The organism is Halobacillus sp. H74, assembly GCF_052246715.1.
GTDB classification, from domain to species: Bacteria; Bacillota; Bacilli; order Bacillales; family Halobacillaceae; genus Halobacillus; species Halobacillus litoralis_A.
Window position 1 is genome coordinate 377907 of record NZ_JBQQCI010000002.1, and the last position, 21642, is coordinate 399548.

24 protein-coding genes are annotated in these 21642 nt (G+C 41.3%); all 24 read right to left on the reverse strand.

Annotated features, from left to right (window positions below; all coding sequences use genetic code 11):
- Nucleotides 1-241: 241 nt before the first annotated feature.
- Nucleotides 242-1018 (reverse strand): CheR family methyltransferase, encoded by a 777-nt coding sequence (locus ACTWPX_RS05135; protein WP_443118772.1) that lies wholly within the window; start codon nucleotides 1016-1018, stop codon nucleotides 242-244.
- Between the two features lie 404 nt (nucleotides 1019-1422).
- Nucleotides 1423-1869: a nucleoside-diphosphate kinase gene (ndk, locus tag ACTWPX_RS05140; protein ID WP_443118773.1), complete on the reverse strand. Its 447-nt coding sequence runs from the start codon at nucleotides 1867-1869 to the stop codon at nucleotides 1423-1425.
- Nucleotides 1870-1960: 91 nt separating this feature from the next.
- The gene (gene hepT, locus ACTWPX_RS05145) at nucleotides 1961-2932 is read right to left on the reverse strand and encodes a heptaprenyl diphosphate synthase component II (RefSeq protein ID WP_443118774.1); all 972 of its coding nucleotides are present in this window, start codon (nucleotides 2930-2932) and stop codon (nucleotides 1961-1963) included.
- A 16-nt stretch (nucleotides 2933-2948) separates the two neighbouring features.
- Complete coding sequence (locus ACTWPX_RS05150; protein WP_443118775.1) at nucleotides 2949-3656, reverse strand: demethylmenaquinone methyltransferase; 708 nt, start codon at nucleotides 3654-3656, stop codon at nucleotides 2949-2951.
- 2 nt (nucleotides 3657-3658) lie between these two features.
- Complete coding sequence (locus ACTWPX_RS05155) at nucleotides 3659-4462, reverse strand: heptaprenyl diphosphate synthase component 1 (RefSeq protein ID WP_443118776.1); 804 nt, start codon at nucleotides 4460-4462, stop codon at nucleotides 3659-3661.
- A 90-nt stretch (nucleotides 4463-4552) separates the two neighbouring features.
- Complete coding sequence (mtrB, locus tag ACTWPX_RS05160; RefSeq protein ID WP_128522539.1) at nucleotides 4553-4777, reverse strand: trp RNA-binding attenuation protein MtrB; 225 nt, start codon at nucleotides 4775-4777, stop codon at nucleotides 4553-4555.
- Nucleotides 4778-4971: 194 nt separating this feature from the next.
- Nucleotides 4972-5244: an HU family DNA-binding protein gene (locus ACTWPX_RS05165; RefSeq protein WP_008638574.1), complete on the reverse strand. Its 273-nt coding sequence runs from the start codon at nucleotides 5242-5244 to the stop codon at nucleotides 4972-4974.
- Between the two features lie 703 nt (nucleotides 5245-5947).
- The gene (spoIVA, locus tag ACTWPX_RS05170; protein ID WP_128522538.1) at nucleotides 5948-7426 is read right to left on the reverse strand and encodes a stage IV sporulation protein A; all 1479 of its coding nucleotides are present in this window, start codon (nucleotides 7424-7426) and stop codon (nucleotides 5948-5950) included.
- 307 nt (nucleotides 7427-7733) lie between these two features.
- Nucleotides 7734-8462 carry a hypothetical protein gene (locus tag ACTWPX_RS05175; RefSeq protein WP_443118777.1) on the reverse strand — a complete coding sequence of 243 codons (729 nt, stop codon included), beginning with the start codon at nucleotides 8460-8462 and terminating at the stop codon, nucleotides 7734-7736.
- Nucleotides 8463-8478: 16 nt separating this feature from the next.
- Nucleotides 8479-8676: a DUF2768 domain-containing protein gene (locus ACTWPX_RS05180; protein ID WP_443118778.1), complete on the reverse strand. Its 198-nt coding sequence runs from the start codon at nucleotides 8674-8676 to the stop codon at nucleotides 8479-8481.
- Between the two features lie 199 nt (nucleotides 8677-8875).
- Nucleotides 8876-9133, reverse strand: a complete 258-nt coding sequence (locus ACTWPX_RS05185; protein ID WP_128522535.1) for a stage VI sporulation protein F — start codon at nucleotides 9131-9133, stop codon at nucleotides 8876-8878.
- A 61-nt stretch (nucleotides 9134-9194) separates the two neighbouring features.
- Nucleotides 9195-10235 (reverse strand): NAD(P)H-dependent glycerol-3-phosphate dehydrogenase, encoded by a 1041-nt coding sequence (locus ACTWPX_RS05190; protein ID WP_443118779.1) that lies wholly within the window; start codon nucleotides 10233-10235, stop codon nucleotides 9195-9197.
- A gap of 25 nt (nucleotides 10236-10260) precedes the next feature.
- Nucleotides 10261-11571: a ribosome biogenesis GTPase Der gene (gene der / locus ACTWPX_RS05195; RefSeq protein ID WP_443118780.1), complete on the reverse strand. Its 1311-nt coding sequence runs from the start codon at nucleotides 11569-11571 to the stop codon at nucleotides 10261-10263.
- Between the two features lie 185 nt (nucleotides 11572-11756).
- Nucleotides 11757-11942, reverse strand: a complete 186-nt coding sequence (locus ACTWPX_RS05200) for a capping complex subunit for YIEGIA (RefSeq protein ID WP_128522532.1) — start codon at nucleotides 11940-11942, stop codon at nucleotides 11757-11759.
- Nucleotides 11943-11954: 12 nt separating this feature from the next.
- Nucleotides 11955-12824: a YIEGIA family protein gene (locus ACTWPX_RS05205; protein ID WP_443118781.1), complete on the reverse strand. Its 870-nt coding sequence runs from the start codon at nucleotides 12822-12824 to the stop codon at nucleotides 11955-11957.
- The gene (locus ACTWPX_RS05210) at nucleotides 12821-13417 is read right to left on the reverse strand and encodes a YphA family membrane protein (RefSeq protein WP_443118782.1); all 597 of its coding nucleotides are present in this window, start codon (nucleotides 13415-13417) and stop codon (nucleotides 12821-12823) included. Before ACTWPX_RS05210 ends, ACTWPX_RS05205 begins: the two co-directional genes overlap by 4 nt.
- 87 nt (nucleotides 13418-13504) lie before the next feature.
- Nucleotides 13505-14539, reverse strand: a complete 1035-nt coding sequence (gene fni / locus ACTWPX_RS05215) for a type 2 isopentenyl-diphosphate Delta-isomerase (protein ID WP_443118783.1) — start codon at nucleotides 14537-14539, stop codon at nucleotides 13505-13507.
- Between the two features lie 16 nt (nucleotides 14540-14555).
- Nucleotides 14556-15698, reverse strand: a complete 1143-nt coding sequence (gene rpsA / locus ACTWPX_RS05220) for a 30S ribosomal protein S1 (RefSeq protein ID WP_443118784.1) — start codon at nucleotides 15696-15698, stop codon at nucleotides 14556-14558.
- A 102-nt stretch (nucleotides 15699-15800) separates the two neighbouring features.
- The gene (locus tag ACTWPX_RS05225; RefSeq protein WP_128522527.1) at nucleotides 15801-16382 is read right to left on the reverse strand and encodes a lysophospholipid acyltransferase family protein; all 582 of its coding nucleotides are present in this window, start codon (nucleotides 16380-16382) and stop codon (nucleotides 15801-15803) included.
- 3 nt (nucleotides 16383-16385) lie between these two features.
- A complete protein-coding gene (cmk, locus tag ACTWPX_RS05230; RefSeq protein ID WP_443118785.1) occupies nucleotides 16386-17066 on the reverse strand; it encodes a (d)CMP kinase in 681 nt (226 codons plus the stop codon).
- Between the two features lie 143 nt (nucleotides 17067-17209).
- Nucleotides 17210-17875, reverse strand: a complete 666-nt coding sequence (locus ACTWPX_RS05235) for a flagellar brake protein (protein ID WP_443118786.1) — start codon at nucleotides 17873-17875, stop codon at nucleotides 17210-17212.
- Nucleotides 17876-18203: 328 nt separating this feature from the next.
- Nucleotides 18204-19544, reverse strand: a complete 1341-nt coding sequence (gene ypeB / locus ACTWPX_RS05240; RefSeq protein WP_443118787.1) for a germination protein YpeB — start codon at nucleotides 19542-19544, stop codon at nucleotides 18204-18206.
- A gap of 11 nt (nucleotides 19545-19555) precedes the next feature.
- Nucleotides 19556-20413 (reverse strand): spore cortex-lytic enzyme, encoded by an 858-nt coding sequence (gene sleB / locus ACTWPX_RS05245; RefSeq protein WP_443118788.1) that lies wholly within the window; start codon nucleotides 20411-20413, stop codon nucleotides 19556-19558.
- A 505-nt stretch (nucleotides 20414-20918) separates the two neighbouring features.
- Nucleotides 20919-21581 carry a glutamic-type intramembrane protease PrsW gene (gene prsW / locus ACTWPX_RS05250; RefSeq protein ID WP_443118998.1) on the reverse strand — a complete coding sequence of 221 codons (663 nt, stop codon included), beginning with the start codon at nucleotides 21579-21581 and terminating at the stop codon, nucleotides 20919-20921.
- Nucleotides 21582-21642: the final 61 nt, after the last annotated feature.

Below are 21642 nucleotides of genomic sequence, written 5' to 3' on the forward strand. Positions count from 1 at the left end.
ACGAAATTTTATAAAAAAAGCCGGAAAGCGCTTCCGACTCTTTTTTTTTTTACATTTTATTCAGCCATTCTTCTTTACTAAAATCAATTAGTTCAATTGTTTCTTGAAATTTTGTCAGAAATAATTTGATTAAAAATAAGGAGGTCATTCTAAGTAAGGCCTCCCACCATCTCCTCCCTCAAGAGTCTCAGATAACAGCCAATACTTCATGGCCCTTTTATGAAAAATACAACTACAGTACTTAATGTTGCTTTATATAAAAGAATGTATCATATACATCAAATCCATACTTTTGAGGCGAAAAGATTTGTTCTGTGCTGCCAACAAAAAAAATCGCTCCTTCTTCCAAAGATGAGCTGAACTTTCTATAAATGCTCTCTTTCGCTTCTTCCGTGAAATAAATAAGCACATTACGGCAGACAATCAAGTCACAGCTCTTTTCATAACGATCCGCTAACAGGTTGTGCTTTTTAAAAGTGACGCAATTTTTAATTTCTTTTTTCACTTCATACAGAGGACCTTCTTTGATGAAGTACTCGCTCTTCACTTCATTAGAAACTTCTTTGAGAGAGCGTTCATGATATCTCCCTGCTTTTGCTCGCTCAAGAGCATTTTGATCGAGATCCGTAGCTATAATCTCCACTTGCCTAAGAGGAATGTATTTACTGAGTATCATGGCTAATGTATAAGGTTCTTCTCCTGTCGAACAAGCGGCACTCCATATCTTCAAGCTTTTTTTCTTTTGAAGCAGATAAGGAATGACTTTGTTTTCAAGGACTTCAAATCGTTTACGGTTACGATAAAATTCGGAAACATTAATTGTCATCCGGTCAAGAAATTCATCAAGTAATGCCGGATCCCCGTTCAATGTTTGAAAATAACTATGAAAGTTCTTATAGCCCCTTTTCTCACGGAGGGAGGTTAGTCTTCTTTTCATCTGGGCTTCTTTGTATAAGGATAAATCAATTCCTGTTTTATTATGTATCTGCTGAATAAATTCTTGGTAATCACTGCTCATCATCTTAACTCCTTACACTTCTATTCCATATTAAGACTACTTCACCATTTCCAACTTGTAAATATACAAGTTTTCTGAAGTTTAAAAACTGACATGCCTTACTCCGAACTAAAAGGCAGGTGTCTTGTTCAGCCTCGATAAGCTTCAGAATAAAAATTTAGTGAGGTGATCTCCTCTCACTCACAGAGGGCATTGAGATCCCTGATGGCCAGGCGCGCTGGGGTTAAACGCGGACACATTACTTCTCAAGAGGACGCAGTACGCTGGAAACTATAGCACAAGAAGAATGCATTCAATTAGAAAATTAATATTATGCCTATCAAAAAAAAGCCACCTGTTTGTAGGTGGCTTTCATTCTAATTAAAATTGAATATCCTAGAGAGTTCTATTGACTTGTAACTGGATTAATATACCCAGTTCAAGCTGTCTTTTTGGTAATCGACAAGTTCTTCTTTGTTAAAGAATAAACCAATTTCCCGTTCAGCACTCTCAGGGGAATCTGAGCCATGGATGACATTTTTACCGACTGTGACACCATAGTCTCCACGGATGGTTCCAGGTGCCGCTTCTGACGGTTTTGTCGCTCCCATCATTTGGCGTGCGGTAGCGATGACTCCTTCGCCCTCCCATACCATGGCAAAAACCGGTCCGGAAGTGATAAAGTTCACAAGTTCACCGAAAAAAGGTTTTTCTTTATGCTCACCATAATGTTCTTCGGCTAATGATTCAGGAATCGCCATCAGCTTAGCCCCTGCCAATTTGAAACCTTTTTGTTCGAACCTTGCTGTAATATCACCAATCAAACTACGTTGTACACCATCAGGTTTAACCATTAAAAAAGTCTTTTCCATGACAAACACCTCATCTTATGTATAGTGTGAAAGCGCTTTTAATAAGTGCCATAAAAAAGTCTATCAAACAATGGAGAGAAAGGCAATAGGTTTATGCCCTTCTTTTTCCAATATACTTTGCAATCCCCTTCAATGTCTGTTTGGCACGGTTTGCAGGAAGTCTTTCGAGTGATTGATAGGCTTTTTTCAAATAACGGTCGCTGATTTCCAGTGACCGCTCAATCGATCCATTAGTTTGAATCGTGTCAATCAATGGACGAAGATCTTCCGTAGTCCATTCCTCTCTCTTCTGAAAGGCTGTTTCCAGACGCTTTTTGAAATAGGGATCTTCCATAGATATAAGTACAGGAAGCGTAATATTACCTTGTAACAAGTCACCACCTGCAGGTTTGCCCAGCTGTTTTTCAGAAGCTATAAAATCAAGCACATCATCAATGATTTGGTAACTCATCCCTACGTAGTATCCATATTGATATAGGGCGGTTTCTTGTTCATCATCTACGTTTGCTGCAATAGCTCCCAAACGGCAACTTGCGGCGATCAACAAAGCCGTTTTACGTTTGATTCGCCGTAGGTAAGTTCTCAAGTCCTGCTCAATATTATATTTATCTTTTATTTGTTCAATTTCCCCGAGACAAAGCTCTACCATCGTTTTCGCAAGTATCTGGTGGGCCCTGGGGTTCTCGAGTGCTGACAAATTTTCTAATGATCGAGCAAATATGTAATCTCCTGTGTACATAGCAATACGGTTATCCCAGCGCGCCTTTATCGTCGGTTCTCCACGTCTCAGTTGAGCTTCATCGATGACATCATCATGGACGAGGGAAGCCGTATGTATTAGCTCCAGTGAAACAGCGACTGCTTTCATTCGCTCAATGTCATAGTCTCCGAACTTTCCAGCCAACAGCACAAAGACAGGACGGATTCTTTTCCCACCGGCTTGGAGTAACTGACTTGACGCTTGTCGTAAAACCGTGTTGTCAGACTGAATCGTTTCGTTGACAGCATTTTCAATAACGGCTAAATCATTTTTCAAAAATGAATAAATCATGGCTAATTTCATCGCACTTCATCCTTAATTAAAGCTTTTCACCCATATGCATGGCTGCAACGCCGCCTGTATAGGATTTGACTTTCACGTAACTGAATCCGACGTCTTCAAACATCTTCTTCAACTCTCTTTTACCTGGGAAGTCTTTCGCTGATTCATGAAGCCAGCTATACTCCTGGTAACTTTTTGCAAAAAGCTTTCCGAACAATGGCATGATGTTGGCGAAATATAAGTAATACATTTTCTTGAATAATGGGTTGGTCGGTTGAGAGGTTTCCAAGCATACGACCTTTCCACCTGGTTTAACGACGCGATACATTTCCCGTAATACCTGTTTGTAATCCGGAACATTTCGCAATCCGAAACCAATGGTTACAAAGTCGAATTGATCATCTTCAAAAGGAAGATCCATTGCGTTGCCATGTTGAAATTCAACTTGGCGGACGCTGCCTGCAAGTTTCTTCTTAATCCCCACCGAAAGCATATTTTCACTAAAGTCCAAACCGATGACTCTCCCGTTCGAACCCACTTCTTTTGCGAGAGCCATCGTCCAGTCTCCTGTCCCACAGCAAACGTCAAGCGTTTGGTCGCCTTCAGCGACATTCATTCGCTTCATGACATCCTTACGCCACAGTCTGTGCTGTTGGAATGAGATGATGGAATTCATTTTGTCATAACGGTTATAAATATTTTCAAATACGTGGTGTACCCGCTCTTCTTTCGTTTGTGGTCCCATGTTCACCCTTCTTCCGCAATCTGTCTCTGATTGAATTGATGATGAATCGCTGAATGGACGTATGATTTCAGCCAGTTGAAATGGATAGGCAATTGAGAAACTGTCGTCTCCAGGCGGTTGATATGGTTTTGCAACGTTTGCTCAATGTTCACCAGTACCTGTCCATTATTTCCCAGGATTCCGGGCCTTCTTGTCAGAACGTCGAATAACGGGGAAAAATTACCTTCTTGGTATGTCCTTTTCTCTTCCAGTAATTTTTTCGCTAACAACCATTCTCCTGCCATATCATTAATCGTGGTCTTTTGGACGTAAGAAGCAACTCTCTGAATAAGCAGTGACTCGATTTTCTTCAATCCTTCTAAAAATTCCTGGAAAGATTCCACATCTTTATAATAGAGTTCCATTTTCAATTCATTGATTTCCTTGATGGCTCCCGCAAGTGTATGAATCATCGGGATATCATCAAGCTGGGATAATAAATAGTAATATAATCCGCTGAAATAATCACCGGCCAGAACAGTCAATTGGCGATTCCTGACCGTATCCTTGTCATCATCTTCTTCTGTCAGTGTGACCAGGTCGTGAGTATCTAGCGCAATTTGAACAAGCATCGTGGTGACGATATACTGTTCTTTTTTGACATCTGAAAGATTAGTGTGATCCATGATGGATGATAGAATGACCAGCTTGTCTTCATCAATCGTCGGTTCAGGGATGAAACGAACCAAATAAGGATGGCGAACTTTAGATGCAATTTTTTGTTTCAGCTGTTTGATATCGTTATCTGAAGATTTCAACTTGATCACCTGGTCCCTTCCTGAACACTATTAAATCACTCCTATTATAGCATAATTCACCAATCTGCGCTTGTTATGTATACGGTCTCAAAAGCTACTTCACTCTGTTTCATTCGTCATTTCCCCGTGACTGGTCTGAATGACGGCCTTCCCCCTAACTTTCACAGCAGATGTATGTTCTGTAAATTGAGCAATCATCACTTCTCCGCGATCAAGCTTCTCCGAATGGTGAAATCTTGTATCCGTCCCGCGGGTCAATCCGATAACATTCACGCCATCTTCCAGGGCTTTAATCACAAAAAAATCATTGGTTTCTGCAGACATATTTGAAGCCTCCTTCTTTTATCATTACTATCTCTTACCAGGTGTTCTTTGTCAAAATATCAACCTTGGTTTCTTTATATCACGAAGCATCTCTTAATTGTTAAGACCATTATAGCCATAAGAGACACTTTTTAAAAATACAAAAAAGAAAAAGGGTGCACAGTGCACCCTTTTTCCAAGCCCTATGTAGCTAATTATTTAACTGCATCTTTAAGGGCTTTACCAGGTTTGAAAGCTGGTACTTTGCTGGCAGAGATTTCGATCTCTTCTCCAGTTTGTGGATTACGGCCTTTACGTGCCGCACGCTCACGAACTTCAAAGTTACCGAATCCGATAAGTTGGACTTTATCACCGTCTTTAAGTGAATCCATGATAGATTCGAATACAGAATCTACAGCTTGCGTAGCATCTTTCTTAGAAAGATCAGCTTTTTCAGATACCGCGTTGATTAGATCTGTTTTATTCATGACATTCACCTCCTCTCACGAAGGTTTAACTCATTCAAGTGGTGTCATATCCACTTCAAATGTTTATTTAGCAGTCATCATTTGATGACAAGCCTTATAATAAACGAGTTTTCTACGAAATTCAATAGACAATCCTTTTAAAATCGCGTAACAAAGCGATTTCTTTACTGAATTCCACTTCATTTCATAAGTAGACTAACATAAACCACTTGGATGAGCAACACTTCAACAACCGCGTCATGACAAGGTTTTTGACCTTTTTTATACCTTCACTTCTGTTAATACGACATCAAGATGAGAAACTCCTTTAAAAAGAATAAAATTTCCGATAAAAAAATTGATTTAAAGCTTTTCATGCCGTTATGTATAACGTTTTCACCTCTCGACAGAGTCATCCCCGGCAGATTTAGTTCCCATTACAAATGTTTAAAATCATACTATTAAAATGCAGTACGATGATTGGCTGGATAGAAACATACACAAAGTCAGAGCTTTTATTCAAGGTTTATTTAACCAGTGCCTCTATGAAAACATTTGATTTTTATAGTGACATTAATAAAGTATAAGAGCCCTCTTGCAAAACCAGCCATCCACGAAGCTTTAAGCGCATGAAATTAAGGCAAAGGAATCAGAGGGTCTCTTTTCTTTTCAAGACTTTAGCAGTGTTCACTGGGGAAAAATTAAAACGGCCCCCTCGGAGCCGTTATAAGATGATAGCGATCATGCCGCCAGACCCTTCATTAATGATACGTTCCAGCGTTTCTTTTAATTTATATCTTGCGTTTTCAGGCATTAAAGCTAATTTTGCCTGGATCCCTTCGCGGACTATAGAGCTCAAAGACCGACCGAATATATCTGAATTCCAGATGGATAATGGATCTTCTTCAAAGTCCTGCATCAAGTATCGGACCAGTTCTTCGCTCTGTTTTTCGGTACCGATGATTGGTGAAAACTCTGATTGCACATCCACTTTCACCATATGAATGGAAGGTGCCACCGCTTTAAGCCTGACCCCGAAACGTGACCCTTGCCGGATGATTTCCGGTTCGTCTAAAGTCATATCCTCTAAACTTGGAGCTGCAATTCCATATCCTGTTTGTTTAACCATTTGCAGTGCGTCAGCCACGATATCATACTCACGTTTTGCATGAGAGAAATCCTGCATGATTTCCAGCAAGTGGTCTTTGCCTCGAATCTCTTCGCCGACTATTTCTTTTAGAACATGATCATATAAGTGCTCGGGAGCTTGTAAATCAATCTCCGCTACTCCTTCACCTAGATCCATTCCGGATATGTGAGCGCCTGTGATGTACTCATACTGATCGAAATTATCGACAACGCTATCAACATCCCGTAGCCGCTTGATATCTTTCACTGTCTCCTCAATCGCGAGCTGTAAGTTGTTTCTCAACCAATGTCTGGAATCGAGCACCATCACCCAGCTCGGAAGGTTGACATTGACTTCTAATACTGGAAATTCAAATAATGCTTCTCTAAGAACGCTTTGTACATCTTGTTCCCGCATGCTCTCTACTGAAAGAGCGAGACAAGGGATGTCGTATTTTTCTGAAAGTTTTTGTCTCAGCTTTTCTGTATTCGGATGGTGCGGTTGAGCAGAGTTCACAATCATTATGAATGGTTTACCGACTTCTCTCAATTCTTCAACGACTTTTTCTTCTGCTTCTACATAATCCTCCCGGGCAATCTCGCCGATGGTACCATCAGTCGTGACGACAATTCCGATTGTAGAATGCTCCTGGATAACTTTTTGCGTCCCGATCTCTGCTGCTTCATGAAAAGGGATTGCCTCTTCATACCAGGGCGTATGGATCATACGAGGACCATGCTCATCTTCGTAACCCACCGCACCTTTAACCGCATATCCTACACAGTCCACCATACGTACACGAATATCGAGGTGGTCATCTATATTGATATTAGCGGCTTGGTTAGGGACAAACTTGGGTTCTGTTGTCATGATTGTCTTTCCTGCTGCACTTTGAGGCAGTTCGTCTAATGCTCGTTCACGATCAGATTCTTCCTCCATGTTCGGTAAGACGACGAGTTCCATGAATTTCTTTATAAATGTAGATTTTCCTGTACGAACAGCTCCTACGACTCCTAAATAAATATCTCCATTTGTCCGTTTGGAAATATCACTGAAGATATCAACCTTTTCCAAAGGATCCCCTCCCAAATAAAATTTCACCATCATACAAGCCTAGACAATCTAATTCTATGACATTGTCCTAGTGATTTATGCAAGAAATTAATTATCAAGGAAAATGAGTACACAATAGCCAATAAAAAGTCATAGATTAATATAATTTCTCAAGATGTCCAGGCAGCTGTATGTAGAAAAATACATATGTAGCTGGAACCAGAGAAGCAAAACCAGTCACTTAATGATTTTGAAGGCTGGCCCCGGCCGTATTTGATTCTCTATTCTATGAAAAAAACCGCTCCCCTATGCAGGGAGCGGTATATATTCAGGAAGCCGGGACTTCACTCATGAAAATCGGTTCACCATCCTGAACGGTATAGGGTTTTGAATAGGCTGGAACAAACGGGGTATGATCCGTTAATAAATAGCGAATATCCTCACCTGTACCGTAAGAATGTTCCTGATTCCTTAAATAGGTATATAAGTCTTTTCGAAAATCGATGTATACTTTCCCTTGTTCATCAAGGAAGAAAGGAAGACGCTGGTCAGAATATGGGCTGTCCACCATCGGGGGTGCATCCATTCCCAGTTCCTCATAATCCAGTTTGTAGACACCAGGCGCAATAAACTCACCCAATGGTGGATACTTATTATTTTCTGTATAGAACTTCACCTTCACTTGTAATGAACGTACCTCTTCAGTGGCTCTTAAATCCAGAACTTTAACTGTTGGATCTGTTTCCACGTTAATGATGACATATTGATAGTGCCCCCCATTTTCAAATGATGTGCCAGGGAGTTCTCCGATCAAATTCAATTCTTTCAGTTTTCCGAACTCAACCGGATATTTTTGAAAGATAGGTGTATCTTGTGGTTTTGTCTTTATCGGTAATAATCCGTTTTTTTGATTTTGATAATTATCTACAGCGTTTTGGACCATTTCCAATTGCGCTTGATTAGGCACTTTATTCTTTTGCAACTCACTTTGCGGATATAAACATCCCGATAAAAGGATGGCCAATAATGGCATAGAGAATAAAAGTAACCGTTTCATGTTGAGTCCCCCTTCATTAAGCCGTCGGTCCACTGAAGACGATGTAAAAAATGATGATTCCTCCAAAAATCATGAAAAGGTAAGCAAATGTAGCAACAATCGCCGCGCTGACCCCTTTCATTTTATGTCTGCTTAAATAAATCAAACCAACTGCAAGAAATAATGAAATGATTCCAGCAAATGATATGTACATTTTCAGCATAGATTCAGACATAGCTCTTCCTCCTTCAGGCACATTTTGCTTTTGGTATTATACCACATGTTAACAGACCCGGACATAAAAAAAGAGCCGGGACAATCCCTTGCCCCGGGTGACTAAATAATTCCTAACCAGCTCATGTGTAATGATTGCTGCGTGTTATCTTATGCATACAATTGAAGGACCGCCTCCTCAGGCGCCCACTCACTCGCAATTATTTTAAAAATTTGCCTAGCGTATTCATATCAAGAGGCATGTTTTGCTTTGTGATCGCATCGACGATTTTATCTTCTTTTTGTTTGGAAACATTTTTGTTAGCGACTTTCGCTAACTGCCGTACAAGGCGACGTACTGTCTTCTCATCACTGAAATCTGCATTTTGCATAGAGTTCGCTACTTTAAATACATCTTCCGCATCGATGTTCGCCTTCTTTTTCAAATGATCAAAAATATTCTTCTGAAAATCACTCATTAACAATTGACCTCCTCGTACATTAGGTTCTGTGTAGTATATGCACGAAGGTCGACATGTGTCAGTCATTCATTTTTTCATCAAGAATATTCGTCAAATCCTCCATTTCATGCCTGCGGATTCTGGTCATCAATTGATCGACCACATCCCGGGGCGCTTCGTTTTCGAACAGAAGTCTGTAAATCCCCGTTGTAATCGGCATTTCAACTCCCTGGTTTTTGGCCAATTGATAGGCTGCCTTTGTCGTACGGACACCTTCAACAACCATTCCCATCTGTTCGAGGACTTCCTCTAAATCATTTCCTTGTCCCAATTTATAACCAGCACGCCAATTCCGGCTATGGGAACTTGTACAAGTGACAATCAAATCACCGACACCTGTCAATCCAGAAAATGTCAAAGGATTAGCACCCAAAGACGTTCCGAGACGAGCAATTTCAGCCAGACCACGTGTGATCAAGGCTGCCTTAGCATTATCACCATATCCAAGACCGTCTGAAATACCTGCACCAAGCGCTATGATATTCTTCAATGCGCCTCCCAATTCTACGCCGACTAAGTCTGGAGATGTGTAGACACGGAACTGGCGGTTGATGAACACGTCCTGTACTTTTTTCGCTACTTCTAACTCCTCTGCGGATACAGTGACGGTGGTCGGTTGTCTGCGGCTGACTTCCTCTGCATGACTCGGTCCAGAAAGGACGACAACATCTTCATATAAATCGGATGGTATTTCTTCACGAATCACTTCTGACACTCGTTTATACGTGCCTGGTTCTATACCTTTGGAAGCATGTGTAAGTATAGCCTTATCCTTCATTACATGTTTCAATTGGCCGCACACTTCTCTCATAGCTTTTGTCGGTACAACAAGTATGATGTGTTCAGCACCATCTACAACGGTTTTCAAATCATCATTTGCGACAATTGATGACGGAAGTTCAATCCCTTGTAAGTATTTGTCATTGGTATGTGTCTGGTTGATTTCGTCTGCTAATGATTTACGATGAGCCCATAAATGGACCTCGTGACCATTATCTGCAAGCACTAGAGCGAGGGCGGTACCCCAGCTCCCAGCTCCTAATACAGCTACTTTGCCCATCTTACCTAACTCCCTTCCTGGACGATTAACTCCGTCTTCTTGCAAAAATCTTTATTGGAGTCCCTTCAAACCCGAATGCTTCGCGGATTCGGTTTTCAAGAAAACGTTCATAAGTGAAGTGCATCAATTCAGGTTCGTTTACAAACACAACGAAACTCGGCGGTTTGACCGACACTTGTGCCGCGTAGAAAATCTTAAGCTTTTGGCCTTTGACCGATGGGGTCGGGTTCATCGCAAGCGCATCCATAATTACCTCGTTCAGGACATTTGTTTGTACGCGCATCGCGTGGTTTTCACTCGCTTCCAAAACTTTAGGTATAAGTGTGTGTATGCGTTTTTTCGTTTTTGCTGATAAGAATACGATAGGAGCATAATCCAAGAACCTGAAGTTATCTCTGATTTTATCTTGAAATTCTTTCATTGTCTTCTCTTCAATTTCCATCGTATCCCATTTATTTACTACGATGATAACTGCTTTGCCTGCTTCATGGGCATAGCCTGCTATCTTTTTATCCTGTTCCTGGATTCCCGTATCTGCATCAATCAACGCCAAAACAACATCCGAGCGTTCAATCGCTTTTAAAGCTCTCATGATACTGTATCTTTCAGTGGATTCATATACTTTGCCGCGTTTTCTCATACCTGCTGTATCGATGATGACATAATCACGATCATCTTTAGTAAATGGAGTGTCTATGGCATCTCTAGTCGTTCCTGCGATCTCACTGACGATCACCCGCTCTTGCCCCAATAGACTATTGACAAGCGAGGATTTGCCGACATTCGGCCGCCCGATCAGGCTGAAGCGGATTGTATCGTCATCAATTTCCTCTTGAATTTTTTCCGGAAAATGTTTGACGACTTCATCCAACATATCCCCAAGTCCTAAACCGTGGGTTCCCGAAATCGGGAAAGGCTCTCCGAACCCGAGAGAATAAAATTCATAGATGTTCTCTCTCATTTCAGGATTGTCAACTTTGTTGACAGCTAAAACGACAGGCTTATTCGACTTGAAGAGCAGTTTAGCAACTTCTTCATCGGCGCCAGTAATTCCATCCCTGCCATTCACCATAAATACGATGACATCCGCCTCATCAATCGCCACCTGAGCTTGAGCTCTCATCTGAACGAGCAGAGGCTCGTCCCCGAGTTCAATCCCCCCTGTATCGATTACGTTAAAACTGGTGGTGAGCCATTCTGCTTCTGCATAAATACGGTCTCTTGTCACCCCTGGGGTGTCTTCTACGATTGATATTCTTTCTCCGACCAGTCGATTGAAAATCGTTGACTTACCGACATTCGGTCGACCTACTACAGCAATTACTGATTTTCTCATGAAAGGATCATCCTTTCTCTATTTCTATTTTCATTATTTCATGTTTCCTCAGTAGTGAAAAGCAAAAAAATACTGCTCTTCCAAGGAAGAGGATTTAACAGCCCATCTTCCGAAGAACAGCAGGAAGCCATTAACTTTATTATTTTAGCAAACTTTGTGAAAAGACACAATTCTTTATCTGATTGTCAATGCTTGACTATGATATATAGATGATCACTAAGAGCATGTGCGATTCCATCTAAAATTGCTTCCAAGTTAGCGGCGACTGCATCCATTTCTTCTTTTGTTTCACATTGAAATACAGCAGCACTGCCATGGACTTTATCAGTCTGGGTAGTAACGGCAGCTAAAATAGCTTTTTCCATCTTCATAGTAGATTCCTCCTACCGCTTTTTTGTAGGCATCTGGATAGCATTTTCCAGCACAGGTACAGCAGAAATGATTTCTTTCGCTCTTTCCGGGTCTTTTACTTGGGGCAGAATAAAGACTCCAATCCTGCCGTCGTTCAAGTCTCTCTTAATTAATGGAACGAGTGCCGGGGTTCCCGAATCACGAAAAACGCCCAGTGTTACAGAAACATCATGTAAGATTGCTTGCCTCTGACCTAAATTGGCGATTGTCGAGCGTATACTGAATGATTTTGGCGTCAACACAAAACCCATGCCGTGCTTCATGATTTCTTCTTGCCGCTCTGGTAGCCCGATGTTCATAATATAAATATTATCCACGTACAATCCAGCCCCTTCAAATGACAATTCAGAATGTTCGACACTTACGATATCTGATAACTTTGAGCCGCTCATGAGTATATTCGAAAGGACAAACGCAAGAACAGCAGCTGCAATTGCCACCCATATATTGACAGCCAAATAACATAAAGTTACGAGGAAGGAAGAAAAAATAACTAAATAGTTGCGGCTTTCAAAAGCAACCGCAATTCCTTCAATATAAGTATTTCCCCTGGGGACAAGCTCAAAGGCATCCATTTCTGTCAACGTATTCCTTTCCATATTTCGCACTTCACGAAATTGAGAAGCAGCAAGCGTCAGGAAAGTAACTGCAGTAAACTCTTTCTCCATAATGGAGGGGATTGCAATCGTACCTAAAGCAGCTGCAATGAACCCTAAAGATAAATGGATTATTTTTCCGTGTAAATATGTTGGGTATTGCCGATAGTCTGTCCGCAGCATGAACACACGTAATGCGGTGCCGACGACAATCCCGAAAAGAATAGGGTAAGTATATTCATTCACACAACAGCAGCTCCTTTGCTTGATGAGTTCATCCGTTTCCTGCGTATAGCACGCTTCAGGTTATGAACCCCATAGAAAACAAAAAGAAATAGTACTCCTTTAAGGACAAAGGTCATCATGGTTTGACTCTCAATCAGACCTTCATTAGAATAAGTAGAGAAAATTACGTAGGAACTTAACGTACCTCCTGCGTTCATTAACATCCAAATTGCCAGTAAACCTTCTATGTCTTTAACAATCATCCGCAATAGTAAAAAAATGAGAAACATCCCCAGAGATACCCCAGGAAATTCCCCCCAAACAGGATGTATCACATAAAACATGAGAATCGCCGCATATCCAATGCTTAAAATAAATGGCCAAAAGTGTTCAAAAATACTTCGATGTCTACGAACCCATAAATGAATGCCAAACCCGGAAAGAAGGAGAACATGAATGTAGATGTGAGCTCCAGCACTTAAAGAGGACACCGAAAAAGTACACATGGCAATACCGATAAAGAGCATAAGAGCATGACGAAGTGTCCGCTTTTGAATATAAAAAATCACAATAATGGCAGCGATCCATGCATACCAATAAAAAATTGCCGTCATTTTTTCCTCTCCACCCTTTCTCAATTATTATGTGTGGTTCCCTGGACGTTTAAACGTCTAATAAAATAAAAAAGCCTATGACTATTGTCATAGACTGTTTATTCCTCTTTGTTCTACCCATTCTTTGGTTTGACCGAATAAGACGTGTGGCTTTCCTCTAAGTTCTAAAGGAGAAGGAGCATTAAGAAGCATCATGCACATCTTCACTTCTTTATGAATATGGTTGATTTCATCAATTACAGCTTCTTTTCCCTCTTTGACTAATACTTTCAACAATCCACCAGCCATTCCGAACCCCTCAGCTCCGAGAATCAATGCTTTAGCACCATCCAGACCATTCCTTATGCCACCTGAAGCGAGAACATGAAAATCATCCTGGATCATGGATACTTCACATACAGAAGACGGTGTCGGAATCCCCCAGTTATCATAAGAAGCAAACGGTCGATTTCTCCGCATATTTTCTACTTTTGAAAAATTCGTTCCTCCCCTCCCGGCTACATCCAAATAGCGAACGCCCATAGAAAGAAGAGTCCGCGCGGTTTCTTTCGACATCCCATAACCGACTTCTTTGACAATTACAGGAATATCAAGGGCATCGACTATACGTTGGATGTTATGGAGACGTTTGGTGAAATCTCTGTCGCCTTCAGGCATGATTAATTCTTGCAAAGTATTAATATGAATTTGCAGGGCATCAGCTTTGATCATAGAGATCGCTTCTCTCGCTTGTGGCAAAGTTGCTTCACTCCCTACATTTGCAAATATGATTCCCTCAGGATTCACAGTTCTCACAATCTCATAGGTACTGCGCTCTTCGGTATCTTTAATTGCGGACATTTGAGAGCCTACAGCCATGCTGATACCTGTCTCCTTGGCCGCTAAGGCTAAATCGCGATTGATCGCTTCCGTTTCTTTCCCGCCTCCGCCAGTCATGGCATTAACAAAAAGAGGGGAACTTAATTTAAGTTCCCCTACTTGTGTTGCTATGCTTAATTGATTGAAGTCCATCCTAGCCAGACTCTGATGGACGATTTCCACATCATCGAAATGGTTGTGAAATTCCCGTTCATGACCTAAGGCATGGCGGATATGATCGACCTTTCTCTCAGCTCTACTCATATCCATCACCCAATCATTATTTTTTATATTTGTCTAATTTGTCTCCGATCATGTCACTGAGTGAGAAGCCGGAACTGTCATCTTCTTTTTCGTATTGCTGGATTTCAGCACGTGCTTCTTCACGCTCAAGTTCTTTCATGCTCAAGGAGAGGCGTTTCGCGTTTTCATCTACATCAAGGACTTTCACTTCCACGGTTTGCCCTTCTTCAAGAACTTCATCTGGAGTCCCGATGTGACGGTTGGAAATTTGAGAAATGTGTACAAGGCCTTCTACACCTGGGAATACTTCAACAAAAGCACCGAAGCTTACAAGACGGCGTACAGTTCCCTCCAGCACTTCTCCAGAGCTTACTTTAGATTGAATATCGTGCCAAGGTCCTGGTTGAGTCGCTTTTAATGAAAGAGAAATTCTTTCATTGTCACGATCCACAGAAAGCACTTTCACTTTGACAGTTTGACCTTCTTCCACTACATCAGACGCTTTTTCAACGTGCTGGTGTGATAGCTGGGAGATATGTACGAGTCCGTCAATACCTCCGAGATTTACGAAAGCACCAAAGTCTGTCAAACGTTGTACAGTACCTTCGATCACCTGACCTTCTTCTAATGATTGAAGCACATCATACTTTTTAGCGGATTCTTCTTCTTCAACGACAGCACGATGGGAGAGGATGACACGGTTTTGTTCACGATCCAATTCCACGACTTTCAAAGATAAGCTCTTTCCTTTGTAGTCTTCAAAATCTTCAACGTAATACGTTTCGACCAATGAAGCTGGAATGAATCCACGCAGTCCGATATCAACGACTAAACCGCCTTTAACGACATCTTTGACTTCCGCTTCAAAAATTTCTCCACTTTCGAATTTAGCTTCTAAGTCCTGCCATGCTTTATCTGCATCGACAGCACGTTTGGAAAGTACGATTTCATCATCTTCCACTTTCTTAACTTGCAATGTCAGTTCGTCCCCTTCACTGACTGCATCTGAAGCTTTTTCTACATGAAGGCTGGATAGTTCACTGATGGGTACAATCCCCTCGACTTTATATCCAACATCTACAAGGACTTGTTTTTCTTCAATCTTCACGACTTTACCAGTCACGATATCCCCTGCAGAGAATTCATTCATTCCTGATACTTCTTGATTCATTTCATCCATACCAAGCTACCTCCTTCAATTTCCGACACAACCTAAAATAAAGAAATGCCCTTTTGTCTAACTTCTAATATTTAGAGCATTTTGTCAAGTGATTAGGTCTCATCATTGATGAATTTTATGCAATTGTCTGATTTCTTCCATGATCCGGTCAGTGACAACTTGAGCGGAAGCTTTTTCTTCACGATACTGTGACATATCAATCGGTTCCCCATACACGACTTTCAGCTGTTTGAACTTCCTATAAGGACCTATGATTGCACATGGAACGATATAAGCTTCAGAACGCAAAGCGAAAAAGCCGGCTCCAGCGAGACCTTTACCAACTTCCCCGCTCTTTTGTCGGGAGCCTTCTGGGAACAAGCCCAGTGCATTCCCTTTTTTAAGAATTTCCAAGCCTTTACGTAAAGCATTACGGTCTCTCATGCCACGTTTGATCGGAAAAGCATGGACTCTTTTCAATATTCCCCCAATTATGGGGTTCTCAAACAATTCTTCTTTAGCAAGGAAGTAAATATTACGATTGTTGGTAATTCCCACAACCGGCGGATCTACATTTGAAATATGATTAGAGCAAATGATGACTGGACCCTTTGCAGGTATATTTTCTCTTCCGATTACTTTAATGCGGTACATCGGGTAAAAAATGACACTGCACAGGGCTTTACCGAGTTTATAAAGATTCATCGCTCAACCCTCCTTCATGCTTTTTTCTTTTACAATAGTCAAAATACGTGCCACAACCTCGTTGATACCCATGGCTGTGGTATCCACCTCAATAGCATCAGCAGCCTTTACCAATGGAGCGATTTCACGATTGGAGTCTATTTCATCTCGTTTTCGGATATCCTCTTTTAACTGTTGAATGTCTGACTGATACCCTTTTTCGACGTTTTCTTTATGGCGACGCTCTGCTCGTTCTTCAACGGAGGCAATCATGAAAATTTTCACTTCCGCATCAGGGAGCACATGAGTCCCAATGTCCCTTCCATCCATGACTACACCGCGGTCTTTCACAAGTTCTTGTTGACGGCGTACCATTTCTTCTCGTACCAGTTTATGTTTGGCTACGATTGACACCTTATTAGTCACGTCATCTGTACGAATCTCATCGGAGACATCTTTATTATCTAACATGACTCGCTGCCCGCTTCCACTTTGGACGAGGTTCAAGTCCGTTTGTTGAAGGAGTTCTGCGAGCGATAATTCATTTTCCAAGGAGATGCCCTTTTGAAGAGCTTTCCATGTCAGTGCCCGGTACATGGCTCCTGTATCTACATATATAAATGATAGTTCCTCTGCGACTTTCTTTGCTACGGTACTTTTTCCGGCAGCCGCTGGGCCGTCAATTGCAATAGTCATTGTGTTCATTTGTCATTCTTCCTCCATCTGCTCTAACTAAAACAAACCGTCCCCTGATCGGGGATAGCGTTGTTATTAGTAAGATATGTGTTTGCCTGATTAACACTGTCAAGAATAACATAACTTTTGATTGAAAATCTATGAATTTCCGTCTATCTCAACGCCTTCATCCTTTTTTGCATTTGCTGATCAAAACAATAGCGAATTATCAACTGCCGGTCCTTTTCTTGAATATCCACGAACTCGACAGATAAACGGTCTGGCTGGTTCCCTTCAGCGGCAATCACCCGAATTACCGTCCCCGTCGCTTCTATGTAATGATAATCCCCAGAGTTCATCGGTAAGACGAGAGTCAAGTTCAATTTATGCCCTTCCGCTAACTTTTGGGTTTTCCGTTGGATCAGCATAACACCACCACCACTTACATCCTGGGTGAGGGTTGAGAAGAGTGCCTCTCCTGTCTGGACTGCAACATCAATGGAAGCATCCACCCGTACATATTTACGTCTTTGTATCCGCGTCAATTCTTCCATTCCAGGAAAAGTGAGAACGATGACTGGTATATTCAACTTTTTTCTAGTCACCACTTCAGTTTTGAACCAGTAAACCGATGAGTCCTCACCTACAAAGCTTGCTTGAAATTGACTTCCATCCAAGAAAAAACCGGTCTTTCCTGTTCGGGTATGTAAAGGATAATCAATATAAAGTTTTTCTTCATCAAAGTCCACGATCTTACATTTATATCGATCCATTTCTTTTTCATGCGTTTTTTGAATTTCTAAGGTTAAGGGGGTCCCTATTTTTATGTTTTTCACCACAATTCTCCCTTCTGAAACAAGCCTATCGTATCAGTTTTATTATCTCACTTCTTTATTAAAAAAGGAAGATTATAGGTAAATTGATCCACTGATTCTTTTGAACATTACTTAAATATGCTTTAAGATCCCATATCCGCATGAATTGATTCCGAGTAGTTTGGTGAGTAGATCGGGGCGATGGGGAATGACTCGCTTTCCTCGGGTGAAGGAGCCAGGCGATACCCCCAGCGAGTTGTTTCAGGCCCCCTTGCTTCTCATCCAGTAACGAACTCCCAATATCAAAAAAGGAACCGTCTTGACGACGGCTCCTTTTAGGTTAAAGGTATTGCTATACTTCCTGATTGAATTTCATTTCTGCCTTTTTCAATGTTTCAACTTTTTCTTCCTGCCCTGTGGAAGCATTTATGAAAATACGGTAAGTTGTATTTTCCATAGTTGTCAGGAATTCATAACACAGAACCTGTTCTTGAATATCATTTTCGATGACGGAAAGGTGATGTTCTTGAATTTTCACGTTTGGATTCACTTTGTCTCTAGCTTCTTCCAGAGTGATTTCCGGTTCATTCAAGTCACGTTCACTATGGAAGTTGTAGTAATCCCTTGCAGACATCCCTAACACTTCTCCGTTGTCTAAAGCTACTTTTACCACAATGGAATCTGGATAAAAACGGATGTCGTTTTCTGTGTAAAGGAAACGGAACACTCCCATTTTATCGTATTGACTACTTTCGACAAGTTCTAATTCAGAGATATCGAGACCCTTAACATATTCTTTCGCTTTCTCAGAGGCTTCATACAAGCTGATGTTTGCCTCTTTCACAGGACGACTGATCATTATTGTCAAGGGATGGCCGCCTTTTTCAGTCAAATCGATATAGCCATTTCTCTTTCCATTTTGGAATGAAGCTGTGTACGTAGGGACATCGGCCCCTTTACCTGACTTGGTCAAAGTCAACTTATTGATGTCGACTTGTTCAAGCCAATTGCTTGCTACTTTCTTCGCCTCTTTCTCAGAAATGTTATCCCCTTGTAAATGACGAAAGCTTTTCTCAGCACCAGAAGATCCAAATCCAGTCTGCATTACTGAACCCTCATAGCCTTCTACTGATTTCTCTACTGTTTTAAAACCATTTACGATTGTGTTATCTCCGACTTCGTCATTCGTAGCTAAAGCGAGCTGGACATCCATCCATCTGAGATTATCTTCTAACACAACGTTCTGGACTTTTCTCAATTCATTTTCTATTTCTCCTGATTTTTCATGTAACTGGTCAAGCATTTTTATTTCTTCTTCACTCAATGGTTTTTTTTCTAAGTCTCTTACAGCCGTACGATACGCAAACTCACCAATATCGTATAAAAACTCTTCCGTTTTATTAAAAGGAAGGAGAGTCAAAGGCAGCTGACCAACATCGGAATTCGCTTCTGAAGCAATTTTCCAAATCTCAGCCAACTGAGGGGACAAGCGCTCTCTAGAATTCATCGCTAAACTTGAACCAATCTTATCATGCAGAAGGTCGATGTTGTATGTCAGATCGTGAAAGGCACGCTGGTAACTATTCTCAGCTTGCACCAGCACAGCATTTTTATCTTGATTCTCTTTGTAACCCCAAACCCCTACACCTATTAATGCTATACTCAACACTATGATGGTAATCCATCGCGTCATACGCCCACCTCCTATTTACAGAAAATATGTTTCCCGATTTGTTTGATCTGTGGTCTCGACCATATCCAGCTGGATGTCGCTGTATTCGGATTAAAATAGTACAATGCTTGTGCTGAAGGATCCCAGCCGTTGATAGCATCTAACACAGCTTCTTTCGCCTGCTCATTCGGTTCTAACCAAATTTGACCGTCACTGACTGCTGTGAAAGCTCGCGGTTCAAATATGACTCCTGACACAGAGTTAGGAAATGATGCGCTGTTCACCCTGTTCAAAATAACGGCCGCAACAGCGACTTGCCCAACATAAGACTCCCCACGCGCTTCTCCATAAACAGCGTTTGCCATCAATTGAATATCGTTCTGAGAATAACCACTTGGAACGTTTACGGCTGTGGGTTCCTTCGTTTCTTGTTGCTGTTCCTGCTCCTGTTGAGGAGCTTGTTGACCTGTTTGCTGCTGATCGTCTTGTTTTTTCTTCGTTTGCTGTGCTTTTGGCGTGCCGCCGTAATGAGTGAATTCATTTCCTTGTCTGATTTGTTCTTTAACAAAACCTTTGTCATACTTACTTGCCTTGACTAACTTATTCTTTACTTCTTGCCCTACCAATCCATCAATATCCAACCCAAACTCATATTGGAAATTACGCACAGCCCAGTATGTTCCCCAACCAAAAACGCCATCAATATCTCCATTATAAAAACCTAAGTATTGCAACCTGGATTGAAGTTCAATGACATCTTCCCCTGTCGAACCTTGCTGTATGACCTGATTAGAAAACCCTTGGACAGGTTTGATATAGCTCCACTCTGATAAAGGCAATAGCAATAAGGCTATTCCTACAAAAACGACCGTAGCTTTTTTCCATACCATCCATCATCCACCCCTGACCCAATAGTTTAGTTATAGGGGTAGTTTTTAACAGAAACAAAAGATTATGCATAAATTTAGTGTAGAGACGCCCTGATAGACACGACAAGCATAAGCAAAACCATGTCGTGGCGTTCTTTGCCACAGAATGGGGTTGCTTATGTCTCGAGTGTCTGGGCGGCGGAACCGGATAATTTAAGTGTGGAAGTGCCTTGGTAGAAAGAAGGAACAGAAAAGAGGCTGGGACAAAACGATAACTGGCACTGGAAAGAAGAACAATAGAGTAGAATGGATCAATTGGAGGGTAGGCAACATACGTAGACTTCTGCGGGAACAGCACGAGCGGAAGACCCCGGAAGAAAGCGGTCTTTGCTTGCTGAGTAGGCTGAGGCCATGACCACGGAATGCGAAGCATGTGCCCGGAGCGGCGTATGCAAATATTGCTTCATAAAGAAAACCCGAATAAATTCGGGTTTTCTAGTGGAAAAATTCTTTATCCCAACTTCTTTCAGGACTTCAATAACTTTTCATGATGTTGATTTGCAATTTTGATTTTGCGGAAGCCTATGATCCATAAAATAATCATGAAAGGAGTAATCCAATACATCCATGTACTCTCGTTCACAGTGATTATGTAATCATACAGCGTATGGAGCGCTACAGGTATGAAAAGTGCAAAGGCCATACAAATTTTTGACCGTACAGTTGTAAATTTGGCTTTCCCTAAATAGAAACCCATGATAATTCCGAATAAACCGTGCGAGGAAACAGGGAAAATAGCTCGAAGCATAGCTATTTCAATGCCATTGTAAAACAAATAAATGACATTTTCGATCGTTGCGAAACCTAAGCTTACAGCAACTGCATAAATGATGCCATCATAGTGATGATCGAAATCCGAGTGGCGATAAGCGACAAATACTATAAAGAACCATTTAAAGAATTCCTCCATTAGGCCTACGAGGAAGAACGACTTTAATAATGGATGCTGAAATATGTTTTCCACTTCGAATGCATATTGAATGAACATGATGGGGAACACCATAATGACTCCTATGATGAACATACGGATAATTAAAGGGAACGGTTCTAATTCAATCCGTTTACTTAAATATATGAAGGTCATAATGGCCACAGCAGGAGATATGGCAGCAGTTAAGATGGCCAAAATAATCAATCCTCTCTCTTTCTTTAACCTACAATTCATCGTATCATGAAGGTATATGAAAAGG